Origin of the sequence: Allobosea sp., assembly GCF_030695125.1 — a bacterium.
Taxonomy (GTDB): domain Bacteria; phylum Pseudomonadota; class Alphaproteobacteria; order Rhizobiales; family Beijerinckiaceae; genus Allobosea.
Genome location: NZ_JAUYTP010000045.1, coordinates 157,548 through 176,222 on the forward strand (window position 1 = coordinate 157,548; position 18,675 = coordinate 176,222).

General features: G+C 67.2%; 21 protein-coding genes. 11 read left to right on the top strand and 10 right to left on the bottom strand.

The features are described 5' to 3' along the window. Positions 1–44 precede the first annotated feature (44 nt). Together Q8S38_RS16895 and Q8S38_RS16900 are read left to right on the top strand one after the other, a co-directional pair. On the top strand, positions 45–806 hold the full coding sequence (locus Q8S38_RS16895) for a sulfite exporter TauE/SafE family protein (RefSeq protein ID WP_305681534.1): 762 nt from the start codon (positions 45–47) through the stop codon (positions 804–806). 95 nt (positions 807–901) lie between these two features. Further along, positions 902–2,530 carry an acyl-CoA synthetase gene (locus Q8S38_RS16900; protein WP_305681535.1) on the top strand — a complete coding sequence of 543 codons (1,629 nt, stop codon included), beginning with the start codon at positions 902–904 and terminating at the stop codon, positions 2,528–2,530. A gap of 27 nt (positions 2,531–2,557) precedes the next feature. Here the strand turns inward: Q8S38_RS16900 and Q8S38_RS16905 are convergent, their stop codons facing one another. From Q8S38_RS16905 to Q8S38_RS16920, 4 genes are all read right to left on the bottom strand, one after another. Next, complete coding sequence (locus tag Q8S38_RS16905) at positions 2,558–3,061, bottom strand: YidB family protein (RefSeq protein ID WP_305681536.1); 504 nt, start codon at positions 3,059–3,061, stop codon at positions 2,558–2,560. Positions 3,062–3,095: 34 nt separating this feature from the next. Then, a complete protein-coding gene (locus tag Q8S38_RS16910) occupies positions 3,096–3,356 on the bottom strand; it encodes a GlsB/YeaQ/YmgE family stress response membrane protein (RefSeq protein ID WP_305681537.1) in 261 nt (86 codons plus the stop codon). 113 nt (positions 3,357–3,469) lie between these two features. After that, complete coding sequence (locus Q8S38_RS16915) at positions 3,470–5,119, bottom strand: OpgD/OpgG family glucan biosynthesis protein (RefSeq protein WP_305681538.1); 1,650 nt, start codon at positions 5,117–5,119, stop codon at positions 3,470–3,472. Positions 5,120–5,290: 171 nt separating this feature from the next. Then, a complete protein-coding gene (locus Q8S38_RS16920; protein ID WP_305681539.1) occupies positions 5,291–5,479 on the bottom strand; it encodes a YdcH family protein in 189 nt (62 codons plus the stop codon). A 225-nt stretch (positions 5,480–5,704) separates the two neighbouring features. Here Q8S38_RS16920 and Q8S38_RS16925 point away from each other — a divergent pair, with 225 nt between their 5' ends. The 7 genes from Q8S38_RS16925 to Q8S38_RS16955 all read left to right on the top strand — a co-directional run bounded on the left by Q8S38_RS16925 (position 5,705) and on the right by Q8S38_RS16955 (position 10,926). Continuing rightward, the gene (locus Q8S38_RS16925) at positions 5,705–5,923 is read left to right on the top strand and encodes a YdcH family protein (protein WP_305681540.1); all 219 of its coding nucleotides are present in this window, start codon (positions 5,705–5,707) and stop codon (positions 5,921–5,923) included. 196 nt (positions 5,924–6,119) lie between these two features. Next, a complete protein-coding gene (locus tag Q8S38_RS16930) occupies positions 6,120–6,419 on the top strand; it encodes an aa3-type cytochrome c oxidase subunit IV (protein ID WP_305681541.1) in 300 nt (99 codons plus the stop codon). Positions 6,420–6,453: 34 nt separating this feature from the next. Beyond that, a complete protein-coding gene (locus tag Q8S38_RS16935) occupies positions 6,454–7,647 on the top strand; it encodes a Re/Si-specific NAD(P)(+) transhydrogenase subunit alpha (RefSeq protein WP_305681542.1) in 1,194 nt (397 codons plus the stop codon). Next, positions 7,640–8,077 (top strand): NAD(P) transhydrogenase subunit alpha part 2, encoded by a 438-nt coding sequence (locus tag Q8S38_RS16940; protein ID WP_305681543.1) that lies wholly within the window; start codon positions 7,640–7,642, stop codon positions 8,075–8,077. Before Q8S38_RS16935 ends, Q8S38_RS16940 begins: the two co-directional genes overlap by 8 nt. A 6-nt stretch (positions 8,078–8,083) precedes the next feature. Further along, complete coding sequence (locus Q8S38_RS16945; protein ID WP_305681544.1) at positions 8,084–9,490, top strand: NAD(P)(+) transhydrogenase (Re/Si-specific) subunit beta; 1,407 nt, start codon at positions 8,084–8,086, stop codon at positions 9,488–9,490. A gap of 69 nt (positions 9,491–9,559) precedes the next feature. Beyond that, entirely contained in the window at positions 9,560–10,039 is a 480-nt protein-coding gene (locus tag Q8S38_RS16950) for a GNAT family N-acetyltransferase (RefSeq protein WP_305681545.1), read from the top strand. 41 nt (positions 10,040–10,080) lie between these two features. Next, a complete protein-coding gene (locus tag Q8S38_RS16955) occupies positions 10,081–10,926 on the top strand; it encodes an alpha/beta hydrolase (RefSeq protein ID WP_305681546.1) in 846 nt (281 codons plus the stop codon). Here Q8S38_RS16955 and Q8S38_RS16960 read toward each other — a convergent pair whose 3' ends face one another. Then, a complete protein-coding gene (locus tag Q8S38_RS16960) occupies positions 10,927–11,775 on the bottom strand; it encodes a tetratricopeptide repeat protein (RefSeq protein WP_305681547.1) in 849 nt (282 codons plus the stop codon). A 238-nt stretch (positions 11,776–12,013) separates the two neighbouring features. Beyond that, a complete protein-coding gene (rpsU, locus tag Q8S38_RS16965) occupies positions 12,014–12,247 on the bottom strand; it encodes a 30S ribosomal protein S21 (RefSeq protein WP_054140900.1) in 234 nt (77 codons plus the stop codon). 128 nt (positions 12,248–12,375) lie between these two features. Here rpsU and Q8S38_RS16970 point away from each other — a divergent pair, with 128 nt between their 5' ends. Beyond that, positions 12,376–12,807: a hypothetical protein gene (locus Q8S38_RS16970; protein ID WP_305681548.1), complete on the top strand. Its 432-nt coding sequence runs from the start codon at positions 12,376–12,378 to the stop codon at positions 12,805–12,807. A gap of 4 nt (positions 12,808–12,811) precedes the next feature. Here the strand turns inward: Q8S38_RS16970 and Q8S38_RS16975 are convergent, their stop codons facing one another. The 3 genes from Q8S38_RS16975 to Q8S38_RS16985 all read right to left on the bottom strand — a co-directional run bounded on the left by Q8S38_RS16975 (position 12,812) and on the right by Q8S38_RS16985 (position 16,050). After that, positions 12,812–13,927, bottom strand: a complete 1,116-nt coding sequence (locus Q8S38_RS16975; protein ID WP_305681549.1) for a 5-(carboxyamino)imidazole ribonucleotide synthase — start codon at positions 13,925–13,927, stop codon at positions 12,812–12,814. After that, positions 13,924–14,424 (bottom strand): 5-(carboxyamino)imidazole ribonucleotide mutase, encoded by a 501-nt coding sequence (purE, locus tag Q8S38_RS16980; protein ID WP_305681550.1) that lies wholly within the window; start codon positions 14,422–14,424, stop codon positions 13,924–13,926. Before purE ends, Q8S38_RS16975 begins: the two co-directional genes overlap by 4 nt. Before the next feature lie 258 nt (positions 14,425–14,682). Beyond that, on the bottom strand, positions 14,683–16,050 hold the full coding sequence (locus Q8S38_RS16985) for an ABC1 kinase family protein (RefSeq protein ID WP_305681551.1): 1,368 nt from the start codon (positions 16,048–16,050) through the stop codon (positions 14,683–14,685). 135 nt (positions 16,051–16,185) lie between these two features. Between Q8S38_RS16985 and Q8S38_RS16990 the strand changes: the two genes are divergently transcribed. Beyond that, a complete protein-coding gene (locus Q8S38_RS16990; protein ID WP_305681552.1) occupies positions 16,186–17,370 on the top strand; it encodes a hypothetical protein in 1,185 nt (394 codons plus the stop codon). A gap of 173 nt (positions 17,371–17,543) precedes the next feature. Here the strand turns inward: Q8S38_RS16990 and Q8S38_RS16995 are convergent. Then, on the bottom strand, positions 17,544–18,675 hold a 1,132-nt coding region (locus Q8S38_RS16995), incomplete at its 5' end, for a phytoene desaturase family protein (RefSeq protein ID WP_305681553.1).

Consider the following 18,675-nt stretch of genomic DNA (forward strand, 5'->3'; position numbering starts at 1 on the left):
ATCTGGCGCAATTGCCCGCCTTCGCCTTTCGGACCCCTCCCGACATGCTGCTCGACCCCGCCTTCTTCGCCGCCATGGTGCCGGCGGTCATTCTCATGGGGCTGTCGAAGGGCGGCTTCTCGGGGCTGGGCCTGCTTTCGCTGCCGCTGATGGCGCAGGTCGTCTCGCCGGTGACGGCGGCCGCGATCATGCTGCCCGTGCTGATGTCGCAGGATGTCGTGACCGTCTGGTCCTACCGTCGCGATTTCGACCGCCGCGCGCTGGCGACGCTGCTGCCCGGCGCCGCCCTCGGCATTTTCGCGGGCTATCTCCTGGCCGCGCGGGTGGCGGACGGCGCCGTCGTGCTGGCGATCGGCCTGATCTCGGTCGTCTTCGCGCTGCGCAACCTGCTCGCCGGCGGCGGAGCCGAGCGGCCGCCGACGCGGTCGAACTATCCGCAGGGCACGTTCTGGGGCGCGCTCTCGGGCTTCACCAGCATGATCGCCCATGCCGGCGGGCCGCCCTACCAGATCTACACCATGCCGTTGCGGCTGCCGCCGGCCGTCTTCGTCGGGACGGGGGCGCTGTTCTTCGCGCTGATCAACGTCATCAAGGTCTTCCCCTACATCGCGCTCGGCCAGTTCACGACCGCCAACCTCACCGCCTCGCTGGCGCTGCTGCCGGTCGCCATCGTCTCGACGATGGCGGGCGTCTGGCTGGTCCGGAAGGTGCCGGTGAAGCGCTTCTACAAGATCATCTACAGCTTGCTCCTGCTGGTCGGGCTGAAGCTGACCTATGACGGGCTGAAGGGACTGCACTGGCTCTGACCTGATGCGCCCGTGCCCCCTTGCGCCCTATCGGACAAAGGGATGGATTACGGTGAAGGCCCGCAGAGGCTAAGCCGAACGGGAGGGGACACCGCATGACGACATCCGCCTACGACACCGATCTCGACCGCAACCCGGCCAACCACCAGCCGCTGACGCCCCTGCCCTTCCTCGAGCGCGCGGCCTCGGTCTTCCCCGACCACATCGCAATCATCCATGGCCCGCTGCGGCGCTCTTACGCCGAATTCTATGCCCGCTCGCGCCGGCTCGCCTCGGCGCTCGCCCGCCACGGCATCGGCAAGAACGACACCGTAGCCGCCATGCTGCCCAATACGCCCGCCATGCTCGAATGCCATTACGGCGTGCCGATGTGCGGGGCCGTGCTCAACACGCTCAACACCCGCCTGGACGCGGCGATCATCGCGTTTTCGCTGGATCATGGCGAGGCCAAGGTCGTGATCACCGACCGCGAATTTTCAAAGACGATGAAGGAGGCGCTGGCGCTGTGCAAGGCGAAGCCCCTGGTCATCGACTATGACGACCCGGTCTATGACGGTCCCGGCGAGCGGCTCGGCAGCGTCGAGTACGAGGAATTCATCGCCGGCGGCGATCCCGATTTCGCTTGGGCGATGCCCGCCGACGAGTGGGACGCGATCGCGCTGAACTACACCTCCGGCACCACCGGCGACCCCAAGGGCGTGGTCTATCACCACCGCGGCGCCAATCTGCTGGCGACCTCAAACATCCTCACAGGGCAGATGGGCCGGCACCCGGTCTATCTCTGGACGCTGCCGATGTTCCATTGCAACGGCTGGTGCTTCCCCTGGTCGATCTCGCTCGTCGCCGGCACCCATGTCTGCCTGCGCCAGGTCCGCGCCAAGGCGATGTATGACGCGCTGGCCGACCATGGCGTGACCCATCTCTGCGGCGCGCCGATCGTGATGTCGGCCCTGCTCAACGCGCCGGCCGAGGAGCGCCGCGACTTCCCGCAGACGGTCTCCTTCTTCACCGCCGCCGCCCCGCCGCCGGAGGCCGTGCTGGCCGGCATGAAGCAGGCCGGCTTCGAGGTGACGCATCTCTACGGGCTGACCGAGTGCTATGGCCCGGCCGTCGTCAATGACTGGAACGGCGCCTGGGACGCCCTCCCCGCCCCTGAGCAGGCGGCGCTGAAGGCGCGCCAGGGCGTGCGCTATCCGGCGCTGGAAGCCCTCGACGTGCTCGACCCCGAGACGATGGCGCCCGTCCCTCGCGACGGCGCGACGATGGGCGAGGTGATGATGCGCGGCAATGTCGTGATGAAGGGCTATCTCAAGAACGCCAAATCGACCGAAGCCGCCTTTTCGGGCGGCTGGTTCCACACCGGCGATCTCGGCGTGCGCTATCCGGACGGCTACATCCAGCTGAAGGATCGCTCGAAGGACATCATCATCTCCGGCGGCGAGAACATCTCCTCGATCGAGGTCGAGGACGCGCTCTACAAGCATCCGGCGATCCAGGCGGCGGCCGTGGTCGCGCGGCCCGACGAGAAATGGGGCGAGACGCCCTGCGCCTTCGTCGAACTCAAGCCCGGCAAGACGGCGACCGAGGCCGAGATCGTCGCCTGGTGCCGGCAGCATCTGGCGGCCTTCAAATGCCCACGCACGGTGGTCTTCACCGAAGTCCCGAAGACCTCGACCGGCAAGATCCAAAAGTTCAGGCTGCGGGAGATGGCGAAGGCGCTGTAAGCCTGCGATCTCCCGCAATCCGGAACGTCAGATCGCCGCCCGCGTGAACGTCCCGTCCGGCGTCGAGCTGTCGACGGCCTGCGGGAGAACGTTCGACAGCCGCGCGAGCAGATCGTCGCGCGACAGGCCGGTCTGGCGCGTCAGCGTCTCGATCATCTCCGGGCCCAGCGCCTGCGCCAGATCGGGCGCAGCGATCTCCTGATTGGGGCCCTGCCGGACCCAGGATTCGGCCTTCTCGCCCTGTCCGGCCTGCTTGAACCGGTCGATCAGGTCGCCCAGTCCGCCGCTCAGAAGCCCGCCGATGCCGCCGGCGCCGACCATGCCGCCGAGATTGCCGAGAAGCCCGCCCTGGCTCCGGTCCGTCTCGGCCGGCCTTGTCTGGCCCGGCGCGGACTGGCCGGGAGCGTCGTCGGCCTGCGCCACGCCGCGCAGCCACTCGCCGATCTTGTCGCGGTTCTGATAGCCCGCGACCGCCAGGAGCCCGAGCAGCGCCGTCATCGACGGAAACCCGCTGTTTGAATTGTCGTTCATCACCGTCGCTCCTGGATCGGGAAGAGGGATCCGTTCAAGCCGCGCTGCGGCGGTTGAACAGCATGGCCCAGACGACGAGCACGATGACCGCGCCGACGACGGCACCGATCAGGCCGGCGCCTTCACCGGGGCCGTACCAGCCCATCGCCTGCCCGAGATAGGTCGCGACGAAGGCGCCGACGATGCCGAGGATCGTCGTCAGGATGAAGCCCGACGGCTCGTTCGAACCCGGCGTGATGAATTTCGCGACGACGCCCGCCAGAAACCCGATGATGATCGTGCCGATGATGCCCATGCTGTCCTCGTTGTCAGCGCCCGTGTCGGAGGGAAATGCCGCCGGGGCTCCGAGGTTCCGTCACCCAGCCGGATGCTGCTGCCGCCCGGTCGATGCGGCCGGCGGCCCGCGCCTCAGTTTTCGACCGGCATCGCCGGCGCCACTGGCTTCGCCGGCACCGACCAGGCGCTGGTCCAGGTTTCGGACAGCGTCCGCCCACGCGCCTTCAGGAACAGGCGAAGATCGGCCGTCTCGCCGTCGGCCAGACGCGCATCGACGATCGCGCGGAAGCCGCCGGCCGCTGCATTGGGCTGGACGATCGTGGCCATGATCGTGCCCGCCGTGGCCGAGGCCTCGATCTCGACCTCTTCGGGCGCCGCGAGGTGGTAGCGCAAATCGCCGCCGGCGAAATCGACGATGAAACGCTTGGTGCCATGGCCCTCGACATGCGCGTCCTCGAGATCGGAGCCGTTGAAGCTGTGCTGCGTCTGGGCATAGGCATGCAGGTGGTCCGTCGCCGACAGCGCGGTCAGGCGGTAGCGGAACTCGGACGATTCCCCGACGGGCAGGGGCGTCTTAGGCGTCCAGCAGGCGCCGATATTGTCGAAGGCCTCGTTGTCGGTGGGAATCTCGATCAGCTCGATCCGGCCCTCGCCCCATTCGCCCTGGGGCGCGATCCAGTATCCCGGCCGCGCGTGATAATGCGCCTCGAGATCATGGTAGTTGGCGTAGTCGCGGTCGCGCTGCATCAGGCCGAAGCCGCGCGGATTGGTATCGCCAAAGCTCGAAATCCGCAGCGTCTTGGGATTGCGCAGCGGCCGCCAGATCCACTCCCCGCTGCCGGCCTGCATCATCAGACCGTCCGAATCATGGATTTCGGGTCGAAAGTCGCTGCGCTGGGCCAGATCGCCCTCGCCGGCCTGGAACATCGAGGTGAGCGGGGCGATGCCGAGCCGCGCGATCGTCTGGCGCGGAATGATCGTCGCGGTGACGTCGACATGGGTCTCCTGCCCCGGCCGCACGACATAACGGTAGGCCCCGGCCACCGAGGGCGAATCGAGCAGCGCGTAAATCACCAGCTCCGTGGCGTCCCGCGCGGGCTCCTCCAGCCACAGCGCCCGCATGAACGGGAACTCCTCAGGCTGCGCGCCGCCGATGTCGAGCGCCAGCGAGCGGGCTGACAACCCGTAATGATGGCCGCGCCCGATCAGCCGGAAATAGCTCGCGCCGAGGAAGGAGATGACCTCGTCCTGCACGCGGGGATCGTTGAGCGTCGTCGTGACGGCGAAGCCGGCAAAGCCCAGCGACGGCGAGAGGCCCTTCGGCACCGGCACCTTGCCGTATTCGAACAACGCGGTGGTGAAGGGAATCGGCATGGCGGCACCGTGACGGATGACATGCAGCTGCACCGGCTTGTCGTGCAGGAACCCGAGATGGAACGGCAGCAGGCGGTAATCCGAGTCGCCCTCGCTCCAGAACGCCTTGTCGCGCCGCAGGCGGATCTCGCGATAGCTGTCATAGCTCAGCTTCGACAGTTCGGCCGGGATCGTGGCCGCATCCGCGTCGAAGGGCCGCTCGCCCAGCGCCTGCGCCTGGCGCACGACGTCCTCATAGCCGAAGCTCGGTGCCCGCGCGGAGGTCGGCTGGCCCTGCCCGAGCGCCGGGTGCAGGCCGAGTGCAGAAGACGACAACAGCAGCGCCAATGCGCCGCGACGCGATGGCCGCCAGGCCGCCGTCCCGCCCGACTCTCCATCGATCATCCGTCCGCCGTCGAGATCATGCATGCTGTGTCGCCCCTGCTTGTCCACGCCCAACAGGGGCGACGGTCGGAAGTTCCGCATGCGCAACGGCGAGCGCGCCCTTTCCAGGCAGAACCCACGAAAAAGCCGGCCCCTTGCGGGGCCGGCTGAACTCTCACGACACAACCTCGGGCAGGGCCAAGGGCCCGCCAGCGCTCAATGCAGCGTTCGGTCCGGCATCGTCTGCCGCACGCGCTCGATCTCTTCCTTCAGCAGCAGCTTCTTTCGCTTCATCTCGACCACGGTGAGATCGTCGGACGACGGTCGGGCCACGGCCTTGGCGATGGCTTCCTCGAGTTGACGATGCTTGCGTTCGAGTTCGACGAGATGGGTCTGCAGCGACATCTGGATCCTCCTGATGAGCGGTTGACAGAATCAGTGTGACATAGAGCCGGCTTCGCGTCTGCGACGGTTTCGCGCAGGACCGCATGACATTCTGTGATCGTCACCAACTTCTTTCCGTAACGTCATGAATGCGACGGGCTGCGAAGGCGCCGGCCGCTCCCGCTCTTGCGGGGCGTCCGGCGTCTGATCATAGTCGGCCCCAATCGCGGCGATGATGGGACGACGATGGCATTCGAGTTGAGCCAGGAGGAGGTCGAGGCCTTCACCACCGAGCTGGCGCGTCTGCGCGAAGAGCACCGCGACCTCGACAGCGCGATCGATGCCCTCGAGCGCGTCGGCGCGATCAACCAGATTCAGGTGCAGCGCCTCAAGAAGCGCAAGCTCTACCTCAAGGATCGCATCTCGCAGATCGAAGACGCCCTGACGCCTGACATCATCGCCTGAAGTCCTGGTCGCCACCCTGCCCGCCCGGCATCTGTTTTGACGATTTAAAACGATTTACATCGCCCGCATCGCCCTGTAGAGCCGCGGCCGCGGCGCTGACCCGTTGTCGTTGCGGAAGCGCCTCGCGGCCCCTCCGTTGCCGACCTCGAACAGGTGCGCTACAGGCATGCGACGAGTGTTTTCTTGGGATCAGACCATGGCCGACCACGGACACCCCGCCTCCGACATCCCGCAGATGGATTATCGCGAGCATGAGCGCACCTATCAGGGCTTCGTGCATTTCTCCGAGGTCGGCACGGTCGCCTGCCTCGCCATCGTGGCGGCGCTGGCCGTCGGCGGCACCAAGCATGCCTGGGGCATCGCGATCATCGGCACGCTGCTGACGCTGGTCGGCACCGGCGTCGGCCTCGCCTCGAAGTCGATCGGCTGGCGCGCGCCCATGGTGCCCTTCGTGCTCCTGATGCTCGCACTGCTGCTCCTGCCCGCAGCCCACTAAGTCCGCTTCCAAGCGCCCGAGAGGTTACGCCGTCATGCGCATCGCCGTGCCAGCCGAAACGCAAGGAGCGGAAACCCGCGTCGCCATGACGCCGGAAACCGCCCGCAAATTCGCAGGATTGGGGGCCGAGATCGTCGTCGAGACCGGCGCCGGCCTGGCTTCGGGCATCAGCGACGCCGATTACCAAGCCGCCGGCGCGACGATCGCCGCCAGCGCGGCCGAGGCGCTCGCGGGCGCCGCGATCGTTCTGAAGGTGCGTCGTCCGGCCGATTCGGAGATCGCCGCCCTGCCCAAGGGCGCGCTCGTCGTCGGCATCATGGATCCCTATGGCAACGAGAAGGCGCTCGCGGCGCTGTCGAAGGCCGGTGTCTCCGCGTTTGCCATGGAGTTCATGCCGCGCATCACCCGCGCGCAGGTCATGGACGTGCTCTCCTCCCAGGCCAACCTCGCCGGCTACCGCGCCGTGGTCGATGGCGCCGGCGAATATGGCCGCGCCCTGCCGATGATGATGACGGCGGCGGGCACCGTGCCGGCCGCGCGCATCTTCATCATGGGCGTCGGCGTCGCCGGCCTGCAGGCGATCGCAACCGCGCGCCGCATGGGCGCGATCGTGACCGCCACCGACGTCCGCCCCGCGACCAAGGAGCAGGTGGAATCGCTCGGCGCCAAGTTCCTCGCCGTCGAGGACGAGGAGTTCAAGCAGGCGCAGACGGCCGGCGGCTACGCCAAGGAAATGTCGAAGGAATACCAGGCCAAGCAGGCCGAGCTGACGGCGAGCCACATCGCCAAGCAGGACATCGTCATCACCACCGCGCTGATTCCCGGCCGCCCGGCGCCCAAGCTGATCTCGGCCGCCATGGTCGAGAGCATGAAGGCCGGCTCCGTCATCGTCGATCTCGCGGTCGAGCGCGGCGGCAATTGCGAACTGGCCAAGCCGGGCGAGGTCTTCGTGACCTCCAACGGCGTCCGGATCGTCGGCCATCTCAACGTGCCCGGCCGCCTCGCGGCGACCGCATCGCAACTCTACGCCAAGAACCTCTTCGCCTTCGTCGAGACGCTGATCGACAAGACGACGAAGTCGCTCGCGGTGAATTGGGACGACGAACTGGTCAAGGCCACCGCCCTGACCCGCGACGGCGCCGTGATCCACCCGAATTTCGCACCGAAGGCCGCGCCTGCGCCGGTCGAGCCCGTGCCTGCCGCAGAGGGGAGCGTCACCAATGGCTAATCCGACACCCGAACAGGCGCTCGAACAGGCCCGCTCCGTCGCCACCGCGGCCCGGCAGGCGGCCGATCTGGCCGCGCAGCATGCCGAGACCCTCGCGGCCGGCGCCAGCGCCGCGACCGGCGGTGTCGTCGATCCGACGGTGTTTCGCCTCGCGATCTTCGTGCTCGCCGTCTTCGTCGGCTATTACGTCGTCTGGTCGGTGACCCCGGCGCTGCACACCCCGCTGATGTCGGTCACCAACGCGATCTCCTCGGTCATCGTCGTCGGCGCGCTGCTGGCGGTGGGCGTGGAGGCGGTTCCGGCGCTCGGCGATGGGCCGGTCTGGGCCAAGATCTTCGGCTTCCTCGCGCTGGTCCTGGCCTCGGTCAACATCTTCGGCGGCTTCCTCGTCACCGAGCGGATGCTGTCCATGTACAAGAAGAAGGGCTGAGCGCCGATGGCCGCGAATTTCTCCGCCCTGCTCTACGTCGTCTCTGGCGTCCTCTTCATCATGGCCCTGCGGGGCCTGTCGCATCCCACGACCTCCCGCCAGGGCAATCTCTACGGCATGGTCGGCATGGGCATCGCGATTGCGACGACCATCGTCTTCTTCCCGCCGAGCGGGTTCTCGGGCTGGCTTCTGGTCGTCGGCGGCATCGCCATCGGCGGCGGCATCGGCGCGTTCATGGCCAAGCGCGTCCAGATGACGCAGATGCCGCAGCTCGTCGCCTTCTTCCACTCGCTGGTCGGCCTCGCCGCGGTGCTGGTGGCGGCGGCTGCGCTGTATGCGCCGAGCGCCTTCGGCATCGGCAATGTCGGCAAGATCAGCGGCGCCAGCCTGTTCGAGATGGGGCTCGGCGTCGCCATCGGCGCGATCACCTTCACCGGCTCGATCATCGCCTTCCTCAAGCTCGACGGGCGCATGAGCGGCAAGCCGATCATGCTGCCGCAGCGCCACGGCATCAACATCGGCCTCGGCATCGCGCTGGTCGTGCTGCTGCTGATCTTCCTGAAGACCGAGAGCCATGTCGTCTTCTGGCTGATCGTCGCGGTCTCCTTTGCGCTCGGTGTCCTGCTGATCATCCCGATCGGCGGCGCCGACATGCCCGTCGTCGTCTCGATGCTGAACTCCTATTCGGGCTGGGCCGCGGCCGGGATCGGCTTCACGCTCGGCAACATGGCGCTGATCATCACCGGCGCGCTGGTCGGCTCCTCGGGCGCCATCCTGTCCTACATCATGTGCAAGGCGATGAACCGGAGCTTCATCTCCGTCATCCTCGGCGGCTTCGGCGGCGACGATGCCGCGGCGGGCGCCGGTGGCGCGGTCGAGGCGCGGCCCGTCAAGCAGGGCTCGGCGGACGACGCCGCCTACATCATGAAGAACGCCGGCAAGGTCATCATCGTGCCGGGCTACGGCATGGCGGTGGCCCAGGCCCAGCACACGCTGCGCGAGATGGCCGACCTTCTGAAGAAGGAAGGCGTCGAGGTGAAGTACGCCATCCATCCCGTGGCGGGCCGCATGCCCGGCCATATGAACGTGCTGCTGGCGGAAGCCAATGTGCCCTATGACGAGGTCTTCGAGCTCGAGGACATCAACTCGGAATTCGGCCAGGCCGACGTCGCCTTCGTCATCGGCGCCAACGACGTCACCAACCCGGCCGCCAAGACCGACAAGACCTCGCCGATCTACGGCATGCCGATCCTCGACGTCGAGAAGGCCAAGACCGTGCTCTTCATCAAGCGCGGCATGGCGGCGGGCTATGCCGGCGTCGAGAACGAGCTGTTCTTCCGCCCCAACACGATGATGCTGTTCGGCGACGCCAAGAAGGTCACCGACGACATCGTCAAGGCGATGGCGCACTGAAGCGCATTTGCCTGTCCCGCTGCGAAAGGCCGGCCTCGTGCCGGTCTTTTTCGTTTGGAGCCTGACACCGTGAGCATCACCCTCCGCCCCATCAGGGACAGCGACCGCGAGGCCGTGACCGGCCTGCTGATGCAGTTGGCTGCCCATGAGGCCGATCTGAGCTCGACGCGCGCCAGCGGCCTCTCCACCGCCCAGGCGCTGCTCGAGGCCGACAGCACGCAGACGCGGGCCCATGGCGGCGCGCAGTTCGTCGCCGAGCTGGCGGGCGCCTGCATCGGCTATCTCGCCCTGCGGCTCGGCCGCACCGGCCCCTATGTCCATGACGATCTGCGCGACCATGTCCTGATCGAGAACATCGTCGTCGATGCCGGCCAGCGCGGCACCGGCATCGGCCAGATGCTGCTGGCGCAGGCCGAGCGCTTCGCCCGCGAGTGCGGCTGCCGGGCGCTTCAGCTCGGCGCGCTCACCGGCAACGACGTCGCGCTGCGCGCCTATCGCCGCGCCGGTTTCGAGCCCGTCTCCTACGAGATGCTCAAGCGGCTCGACTGAGCGTCGCGGGAGCGCCACGCTGGCAGAGGAGACTCGCGGCCATGATGATTCTGACCCGCCTGCTAGCGATCGCGCTGACCGTCTATCTCGGCCTGCTCGGCCTGCTGTTCGTCAAGCAGCGCGATCTGATCTTTCCGCGCAACCCGGCCCGCGCCGACCTCGCCGCCGCCGGGCTGCCGGCTGCGGAGGAGTTGACCCTGACCGCCGCGGATGGCGAGCGCATCTTGGCCTGGGCGGTGCCGCCACGGTCGGGCAAGCCGGTGATCCTCTATTTCCACGGCAATGCCGGCAACCTCGGCAGCCCCGGCCGCGTCGCCCGCTTCCGCGCCCTGACGGAGGACGGAACCGGCCTGCTCGCGGTCAGCTATCGCGGCTATGGCGGCTCGACGGGCCGGCCCAGCGAAGCGGGGCTGCATCTCGATGCCCGCGCCGCCTATGGCTTCGCCGCCGAGCGCTTCGGGGCCGCGCAGCTGATCGGCTACGGCGAATCGCTGGGAACCGGCGTGGTGCTGAAGCTGGCGGCAGAGGCGCCTCTGGCAGCCGTCGTGCTGGAGGCGCCCTATCTCTCCACCGTCGCGGTGGCGCAGGGCATCTACCCTTACGTCCCCGTCGCGTGGCTGATGCTGGACACGTTCCGCTCGGACCTGGCCATCGGTGCCGTGCGCGCGCCGCTGCTGGTGCTGCATGGCGAGCGGGACCGGGTCATCCCCTTCGCCCAGGGCGAGGCGCTCTACGGCCTCGCCAACGCTCCCAAGCGCTTCCTGCGCTTCCCCAAAGGCGGGCATGAGGACCTGCCGGCGCAGGGCTCGCTGCCGGAGGTCAGGCGCTTCCTCGCCGAGGTGACGCGAGGCGCCGTCCAGGCGGCGGAGAGCCGCACCGTCGAGTGATCAGCTGCGGAACAGGCCGCCGCCGCCACCGAGACGGCCCTGGCCGGCGCGCGCGGCCGCATTGTTGCCGTCGAGGCCCAGCGCCCGCTGATAGCTCTGCGAGGCTTCGGATTTCTGCCCGAGCTTCTCCTGCGCGAAGCCGCGGCCGGCCCAGGCATCGGCGCTGCGGTTGTCGACGTTCAGCGCGGCGGTGAAATCCTCCAGCGCCGAATCATACTTGCCGACCGCGTTCAGGCTCTGGCCGCGGGCGATATAGGGCGGCGCGTTGTAGGGGTTGCGATCGATCACCGAATCGAAATCCGAGATCGCATACTGGTGCTGGCCTTCCTTCTGGTAGACCAGCCCGCGCGCATGGAAAGCCTCCGCCGATTCCGGGTTGAGCCGGATCGCGGTGTTGAGATCCGCCAGCGCCTGCGGGCTGTTGCCCTGGGCCCGCAGCAGATTGGCGCGTGCGATGAAGGCCGGCGCGTAATTGGGAGAGGCGGTCGTCGCCTTGTTGAAATCCGCCAGCGCCGCGTCGTTGCGGCCGGTCTGGCGCAGCGCGAGCCCGCGATTGGTGTAGGCCGAGGCGAGGTTGGGGTCGAGCTGCACCGCCTTGGTGAAATCGGCGATCGCATCCGAGAAGCGGCCGACGCGGGCATAGGCCGCGCCGCGCGTGTTGTAGGCGCCGGGATCGTTGGGATTGCGGCTGACGACCTCCGACAGCGAACCGATATTGACGCTGGCCTCCGCCGCTGACGCGGTGTCGAGCTCGGCGATGGGCTGCGCCGTCATGCTGGAAACGGTGTCGCAGCCCGCCAGCGCCAGCGCCAGTCCTGCCGCCGTCAGCCAGTTCCTGCCACGCATCATGTTCTGTCTCATTGGTCCGGTTCCGTGCCTCGTCTGCGGCGGCGCTCCCTGTCGGATCGCCTGCCGCGTCATCGCGCTCCCCCCAACCGACAGCGCCCCGGCGAAGAGAACGCCCGCTTTGTGCCAAGACTTGGTTAACGTCGCCGGAAAAGCAACCGCGCCCGGAGCGGACTCCAGGCGCGGCGTGGTCTTCTGCAGATCGTCGAAAGGGCGAACAGGCCGCCCTCGCCGGCGAAAATCAGGGGCGCTTGGGCTTCACCGGCGCCGGCAGCAGGCCTTCGCGCTGGAGCTTCTTGCGCTGCAGCTTGCGGGCGCGGCGCACGGCCTCGGCCTTTTCGCGGGCCTTCTTCTCGGAGGGCTTCTCGTAATGCCCGCGAAGCTTCATCTCGCGGAAGACCCCTTCGCGCTGCAGCTTCTTCTTGAGAGCGCGGAGAGCCTGATCGACGTTGTTGTCGCGAACGAGAACCTGCACGTGAGTGTCCGTCTTTAGCGGGTTGGTCTAATAAGGGTGGACGGAGGATCGGCGAAGCAGATCCTTCGAAGGTCGTGCGGATAACAGAAAAGCCTGCGGCTGTCCACGCCGCCAAACCGGGAAAAACGATGACGAACGCCGCCCCCGAACAGCCCCATGATTCCGAGGTCGAGCGGCGCATCATGATTCTCGCCAACGACCTCGCCATCCCCGCCTGGGCGCGGGTCGAGCAGGCCTATGCCAAGGGCGCGACCTTCATCGAGGCCAAGCATGCGGTGCTGGAGGCCGATCTCGCCAGCCTCGCTGGCACCACCGACGACGCGATCCTCGACCGGCTGGTCCAGTTGATCATGCAGACGCCGCCCTCGGCGCTGCACCCCGTGGCGCGCCAGCGCCATCGCAAGATCGTGCTGGAACGGCTGATGGAGCCCTATCGCGCAAGCGGCGGCGCGGAACCCGGCGCCTTCGCCCTGTTCCTCTATCGCAAGCTGGGCATCGTTCCGGCCCCCTTGAAGGCGTTCTGGCTCGCGCGCGGCGAGCCGTTGCAGCGCGTGCTCTGAGCCGTCAGCCCTGCTCGGGCCAGACCCGCGTGACATGGCCCATCTTGCGCCCCGGACGGGCCTCGCGCTTGCCGTAGAGATGCAGATGCGCGCCGGGCTCGGCCAGAAGCTCGCGCCAGCGCAGCGCCGCGTCGCCGATCAGGTTCTCCATCTCGACCCGGCCGCGACGGTCGGCCGAGCCGAGCGGGAAGCCGCAGACGGCGCGCACATGCTGGTGGAACTGCGAGGTCTGGGCGCCCTCGCTGGTCCAGTGCCCGGAGTTGTGGACGCGCGGCGCGATCTCGTTGACGACGACGCTCTCGCTGAGCCCCTCGCCGACGATGAACATCTCGACCGCGAAGACGCCGACATAGCCGAGCGCCGCCCCGATCCGCCGCGCCGCCTCGATCGCGCTCGCTTCCGTCGCGGCCGAGACCTGCGCAGGGATGCGGGTGAAGGCGAGGATGTGGTCGCGATGCTCGTTCTCGCAGAGGTCGAAGGCGGCGAAGCTGCCGTCGGCGCCGCGCGCCGCGACCACCGAAACCTCGCGCGCGAAGCTGACGAAGCCCTCCAGCACGGCGGGCGCCCGGCCGATCGCCTCATAGGCCGCGGCGAGATCGGTGTCGGCCAGGATCTTGACCTGGCCCTTGCCGTCATAGCCGAAACGGCGTGTCTTCAGCACGGAAGGGCGCCCGAGCGCCGCGACCGCGGCCTCTAGGTCCGCGAGCGAATCCACCGCACGGAAGGGCGCAACGATGAGGCCCTGCTCGGAGACGAAGCGCTTCTCGCTCAGCCGGTCCTGCGTCACCGCCAGCGCATGCGCGCCCGGATGCAGCGGCTTGCGGGCCGCGAGGAAGGCCGCCGTCGCCGCCGGCACGTTCTCGAACTCATAGGTCACGACGTCGACGGCATCCGCGAAGCGCGCCAGCGCCGCCTCATCCTCGTAAGGCGCCACGGTCTTCGCCGCCGCCACGTCGAAAGCCGGGTTCTCCGGCTCGGGCGCGAAGATATGGCTGGCGATGCCGAGATCGGCCGCGGCGAGTGCGATCATCCGGGCGAGCTGGCCGCCGCCGAGAATGCCGAGCACGGCGCCGGGCGCGAGTCCCTCGAAAGGCACGCCCTCGACCACCGGCGCGCTCACGCCTCGTCCTTCACGGGCCGTTCGGCGATCGCCGCGCTCTGACGGGCGCGATAGGCGTCGAGCCGTTCCGCCAGCGCCTCATCCGACAGCGCCAGCACGGCGGCCGCCAGCAGCGCCGCATTGACCGCGCCGGCCCGGCCGATGGCGAGCGTGCCGACGGGGATGCCGGCCGGCATCTGCACGATCGAGAGCAGCGAATCCTGCCCCGACAGCGCCTTGGATTCGACGGGCACGCCGAAGACCGGCAGCGGCGTCAGCGACGCCGTCATGCCCGGCAGATGCGCCGCGCCGCCGGCGCCCGCGATCACCACCTTGAAGCCGGCCGCCTTGGCGCCGGTCGCGAACTCGACCATGCGCTGCGGCGTGCGGTGGGCGGAAACGATGCGGTCGTCATGGCCGATGCCGAGCGCATCCAGCGTCTCGGCGGCATGGCGCATGGTCGCCCAGTCGGACTGGCTGCCCATGATGATGGCGACGGGCGCGGAGGTGGTGGCCATGGCGGAGAGCGCTTCCGGAAACGCTGGACGGGAAGCGCGCGATCTAGACCGCCCAACGCCGGGGAAGCAAGCGCCGAATCGGGAAACGGCCCGAATCCAGCAATGCCCTCCCGGCAACAGACGCGTCATCCTGGGGCGACCGCAGGTCGTCCCGGGATCCATCATAGGGCATCGACGGTGCCTTATGATGGATCCCGGCCTGCGCGGCTGCGCCGCTTGTCCAGGATGACGCGGTGTTTCCTCGCGATATGTCGGGCCCTAAGCCGTCGCGACCAGCCCCGCCCGCGCCAGCGCCGAGGCCTGGTCGGCCGCGACCGTCTCGATCTGGAAACCCTCGATCTCCGCCTCGAACAGCCGGTGGAAGTTCAGTTCCGCGTCGAGATGCAGGAAGACGCCACCGAGCCCGATCGCGGCGCGGTCCATGAAGACGAATTCGCGCGGCACCGTCACGGGCCCGCGCTTCTTCAGCGCCTGATGCACCTCGAAGGCCTGGCGGCGGCCATATTCCGCAGGGCTGACATCCTCGGCGATGCGGCGCGTGCGGTCCTCCAGCAGCGGCCCGTAGATGAAGCGCGCCCAGATGTTGAGCGTGTCGACCAGCTCCTTGGTCAGCCCCTTGAAGCCCCAGGTCTCATAGGCATGGACGACACGGGCCTCGTCGCCCTCCAGCAGGCCGCGATAGAGATCGACGACACCGCCCACGAAGGACGGCGGGAAGATCCGGATGCAGCCATAGTCGAGCAGGTTGATCCCCTGCGGGGCACCATCCTCCGAGAACACGGTGTAGTTGCCCAGATGCGGGTCGCCATGAATGATGCCGTGATGGCTGAAGGGCCGCCACCAGGCCTTGAACATCGCGGTCGAGATCCGGTCGCGCGCCTGCTGCTCGTCCTGCTTGTGGGTGAGGATGCCGTCGCCCTCGAGCCAGTGCATGGTCAAGAGCCGCTTCGTCGAGAGCGAGGTCTCCAGCGCCGGCACGCGGATCTCCGGCGTCTGCGCCAGCACCTCCTGATACAGCGCGATATGCTTGGCCTCGCGCTGGTAGTCGAGCTCCTCGCGGACGCGGGCGCCGATCTCGGTGGCGATCTCGCTGGTGTCGATCACCGGGTCCATGCGCCGGTGCAGCGCAAACAGGATGTCGAGCTGCGAGATGTCGGCCTCGACCGCCGATTCCATATCCGGATATTGCAGCTTGCAGGCGAGCGGCACGCCCGCCAGCGTGGTCGCGCGATGCACCTGCCCGAGCGAGGCCGCCGCCGCCGGCTGCAGATCGAAGGAGCCGAAGCGCTCGCGCCAGTTTGCACCCAGCTCGGCCATCATCCGGCGCTTGACGAAGGCCGCGCCCATCGGCGGCGCCTGCGACTGCAGCTTCTGCAGCTCGGCGGCATATTCCGGCGGCACCACATCGGGAATCGTGGCGACGAGCTGCGCCACCTTCATGATCGGGCCCTTCAGCCCGCCCAGCGCCTTGGCCAGCGCCTCGGCATTGGAGGCGTTGCGCCCCTCCATCCCGAACAGCCGCGCACCGGCCATGCGCGCCGCCACCCCGCCGACACTGGCCCCGACACGCGCATAGCGCGCCGCGCGGGCGGAAAACCGGTTGGCTTCGGAGTCGCGGTCGGACATGGGGGCGCTTTCGGGGGCGGGCTGAGCTCCTATGTAGGGTGGCCCAGGCGCCGCACCAATGCGGCGGGTGGTCTCGTTTTCAGCCGGTGTTCGCCCGTGCCTTGAACAACTGGCTTTTGGATCAGCTCTCACCAAATGACCATCGGCTTCGCTGAACCCTTATGGCAAGATGCAAAAATGAGTGCGCAAATTTATCTCCAGCAATTGACCCGACAGCTCTCCTACTTGTTGGCGTTCACTCGACGTATGAATGAACTCGACTTTGCCGCTTCCCTCGGCGGCGAGTTCCGCGGGATGCAGGACGCCGGCTGGTCGACGACAATCACAGCCCACGAGGTCTTCGAAGAAATATCCATTTACACAACGCGGCAAACGCCGCTGTCAAAGGCCGAATTTCGTGTCGTGTTGTTGCTCTACTGCCAACTAGCCGAGGCAGGCGGCGTCTATGAATCTTTGAAAAACATCATGGGGATCGTTACTCTCAAACCTTATCTTCTTTGGCCGTTTCAGGACCTCGTGCGGGTAAGACAGCAGCCGCGAAGAGTCATTGGCCCGAACGCAAACGCTACGTTCAGGGATCTTGCTGAAACAGCGCAAGCGATTGGGATGCAAGGCTTAGCCTCAGCGCTATCGGATGCTTTCAGAGACGATATTCGCAATGGGATTTACCACGCTGATTACGTTGTATGGGATGATGGGTTACGCCTTAGGCGCCGAAACGGCGGCTACGCGACCCGATTAACGTTTGACGAAGTCAGCACGGCAATCGCAAAGGGGATTGGCTTCTTCGATATTCAGAAAACTTACATGTCTGATGCCATGCGTTCTTTTCATCCTGCACGCACAATCATCGGCCGCCTTAGCGCAAATTTTCCGGCACCATGGACCGTCCACGCCGACCCCGAACGGCATTCGTTTTCAATATCCGGATCATCGCCAGGCCCTGTGACATCGCCAGAATTTCAACGACAGGAAGCAATCAACGGACAACTTGGAGGAAAGGTACTATCGACCTTTTCCAGTCACACGAGCGAGCACAAAGCTGATTTTTTCGCGCACATGCAAGCATTGGGATTCGTGCCTAACGAGATTATCCTAGCAGAAGATCGGATGAATTCACTTCTAACACAGATTGAAAACGATGGGCTGTGGGATGAGCGCTTTGATAAACCAGAACAAAGAAACCTGTTAATTTTGAGCCCATGGGGGTTCAGGCATCTTGCTCAGCCAGCCGATTTCGATGGCCTACTCGATGTTCCGTTCATCGAGATCGATGTCGGTACTGACACTCCAGAGAGTACAGAAGATATGCAGTTGTAATGTTTGCAGCCTAAGCGTCATCTCGACGACTATAACTCGGAACGCCGATCGCCCTGTTAGTTTCGCCCTTGCCTCCTCGGCGCTCGCTAAAATCCCGCCGTCATTTCAAGCAGTATTGTCGTGTACACCACCAACGCCGCACTCGTTCGCGTAGCGCTTCCCATGCGCCTCCCTCAGAACCGCCTCCGCCGCCGATCCGCCAGCACGGCAGCGGCCGCATTATACCCCGGCGCGCCGGTGACGCCGCCGCCGGGATGGGCGCCTGAGCCGCAGAGATAGAGCCCCGGCACCGGCATGCGGTAATCCGCATGGCCGAGCACGGGCCGGGCCGAGAAGAGCTGGTCGAGCGTCAGTCGGCCATGGAAGATGTCGCCGCCGACGAGCCCGAAGCGCGCCTCCAGATCGGCGGGGGAGAGCGCCAGCCGCCCGACCACCGAGGCCTTGAAGCCCGGAGCATAACGGTCGACCGTCTCGATCATCAGATCGGCAACCCGGTCGCGACAGGCCTCCCAGTCCAGCCCGTCCGGCAGCACCGGCGCGACATGCTGGCAGAACAGGCTCGCGACATGGCCGCCGGGCGGGGCCAGCGTGTCGTCGAGCGTCGAGGGGATCAGCATCTCGACGATCGGCTCCTGCGACCAGCCTGAGAGCCGCGCCTGCGCATGGGCCCGGTCCATATAGGCCAGGCTCGGCGCAATGATGATGCCGGCGGTGTGATGGTCGCCGGGCTCCGGCAGGCTGGTGAAGCGCGGCAGTTCCGACAGCGCGACATTCATCCGGAAGGTGCCAGAGCCCGAGGCGTAGCGCGTCATCCGCTCGGTGAAATCCACTGGGACGATCGCGGGATCGACCTTGGAGAACAGCAGCCGCGGATGGAGGTTCGAGACGACCGCGCGCGCCCGCACCACGTCGCCGGCCTCCGTCACCGCGCCGACCGCCCGGCCCTTTTCGCTCAGCACCTCCGCGACGGGGCTGTCGAGCCGGATCTCGACGCCAGCTTCCGCGCAGGCCTTCGCCATCGCCTGGGTGATCGCCCCCATGCCGCCCAGCGCATGCCCCCAGACGCCCTTCTTCCCGTTCACCTCGCCGAAGACGTGATGCAGCAGCACATAGGCCGAGCCCGGCGTGTACGGACTGGCGTAATTCCCCACCACACTGTCGAACCCGAACAGGGCCTTGATCGGGTCGCTCTCGAACCAGCCGTCCAGCCAGTCGCCCGCCGACTTGGCGAACAGGTCCAGCAGGTCGCGCCGACCGGTCACGTCCAGCCCCGCCGCCTGCCGCCCCAGCGACGCGCCCTTCAGC

Excerpts from the sequence above, each read along its gene's own strand:
- Q8S38_RS16895 (WP_305681534.1), top strand. The coding sequence starts at position 45 with ATGCTGCTCGACCCCGCCTTCTTCGCCGCCATGGTGCCGGCGGTCATT.
- Q8S38_RS16900 (WP_305681535.1), top strand. The coding sequence starts at position 902 with ATGACGACATCCGCCTACGACACCGATCTCGACCGCAACCCGGCCAAC.
- Q8S38_RS16905 (WP_305681536.1), bottom strand. The coding sequence starts at position 3,061 with ATGAACGACAATTCAAACAGCGGGTTTCCGTCGATGACGGCGCTGCTC.
- Q8S38_RS16910 (WP_305681537.1), bottom strand. The coding sequence starts at position 3,356 with ATGGGCATCATCGGCACGATCATCATCGGGTTTCTGGCGGGCGTCGTC.
- Q8S38_RS16915 (WP_305681538.1), bottom strand. The coding sequence starts at position 5,119 with ATGCATGATCTCGACGGCGGACGGATGATCGATGGAGAGTCGGGCGGG.
- Q8S38_RS16920 (WP_305681539.1), bottom strand. The coding sequence starts at position 5,479 with ATGTCGCTGCAGACCCATCTCGTCGAACTCGAACGCAAGCATCGTCAA.
- Q8S38_RS16925 (WP_305681540.1), top strand. The coding sequence starts at position 5,705 with ATGGCATTCGAGTTGAGCCAGGAGGAGGTCGAGGCCTTCACCACCGAG.
- Q8S38_RS16930 (WP_305681541.1), top strand. The coding sequence starts at position 6,120 with ATGGCCGACCACGGACACCCCGCCTCCGACATCCCGCAGATGGATTAT.
- Q8S38_RS16935 (WP_305681542.1), top strand. The coding sequence starts at position 6,454 with ATGCGCATCGCCGTGCCAGCCGAAACGCAAGGAGCGGAAACCCGCGTC.
- Q8S38_RS16940 (WP_305681543.1), top strand. The coding sequence starts at position 7,640 with ATGGCTAATCCGACACCCGAACAGGCGCTCGAACAGGCCCGCTCCGTC.
- Q8S38_RS16945 (WP_305681544.1), top strand. The coding sequence starts at position 8,084 with ATGGCCGCGAATTTCTCCGCCCTGCTCTACGTCGTCTCTGGCGTCCTC.
- Q8S38_RS16955 (WP_305681546.1), top strand. The coding sequence starts at position 10,081 with ATGATGATTCTGACCCGCCTGCTAGCGATCGCGCTGACCGTCTATCTC.
- Q8S38_RS16960 (WP_305681547.1), bottom strand. The coding sequence starts at position 11,775 with ATGATGCGTGGCAGGAACTGGCTGACGGCGGCAGGACTGGCGCTGGCG.
- Q8S38_RS16970 (WP_305681548.1), top strand. The coding sequence starts at position 12,376 with ATGACGAACGCCGCCCCCGAACAGCCCCATGATTCCGAGGTCGAGCGG.
- purE (WP_305681550.1), bottom strand. The coding sequence starts at position 14,424 with ATGGCCACCACCTCCGCGCCCGTCGCCATCATCATGGGCAGCCAGTCC.
- Q8S38_RS16985 (WP_305681551.1), bottom strand. The coding sequence starts at position 16,050 with ATGTCCGACCGCGACTCCGAAGCCAACCGGTTTTCCGCCCGCGCGGCG.
- Q8S38_RS16990 (WP_305681552.1), top strand. The coding sequence starts at position 16,186 with ATGACCATCGGCTTCGCTGAACCCTTATGGCAAGATGCAAAAATGAGT.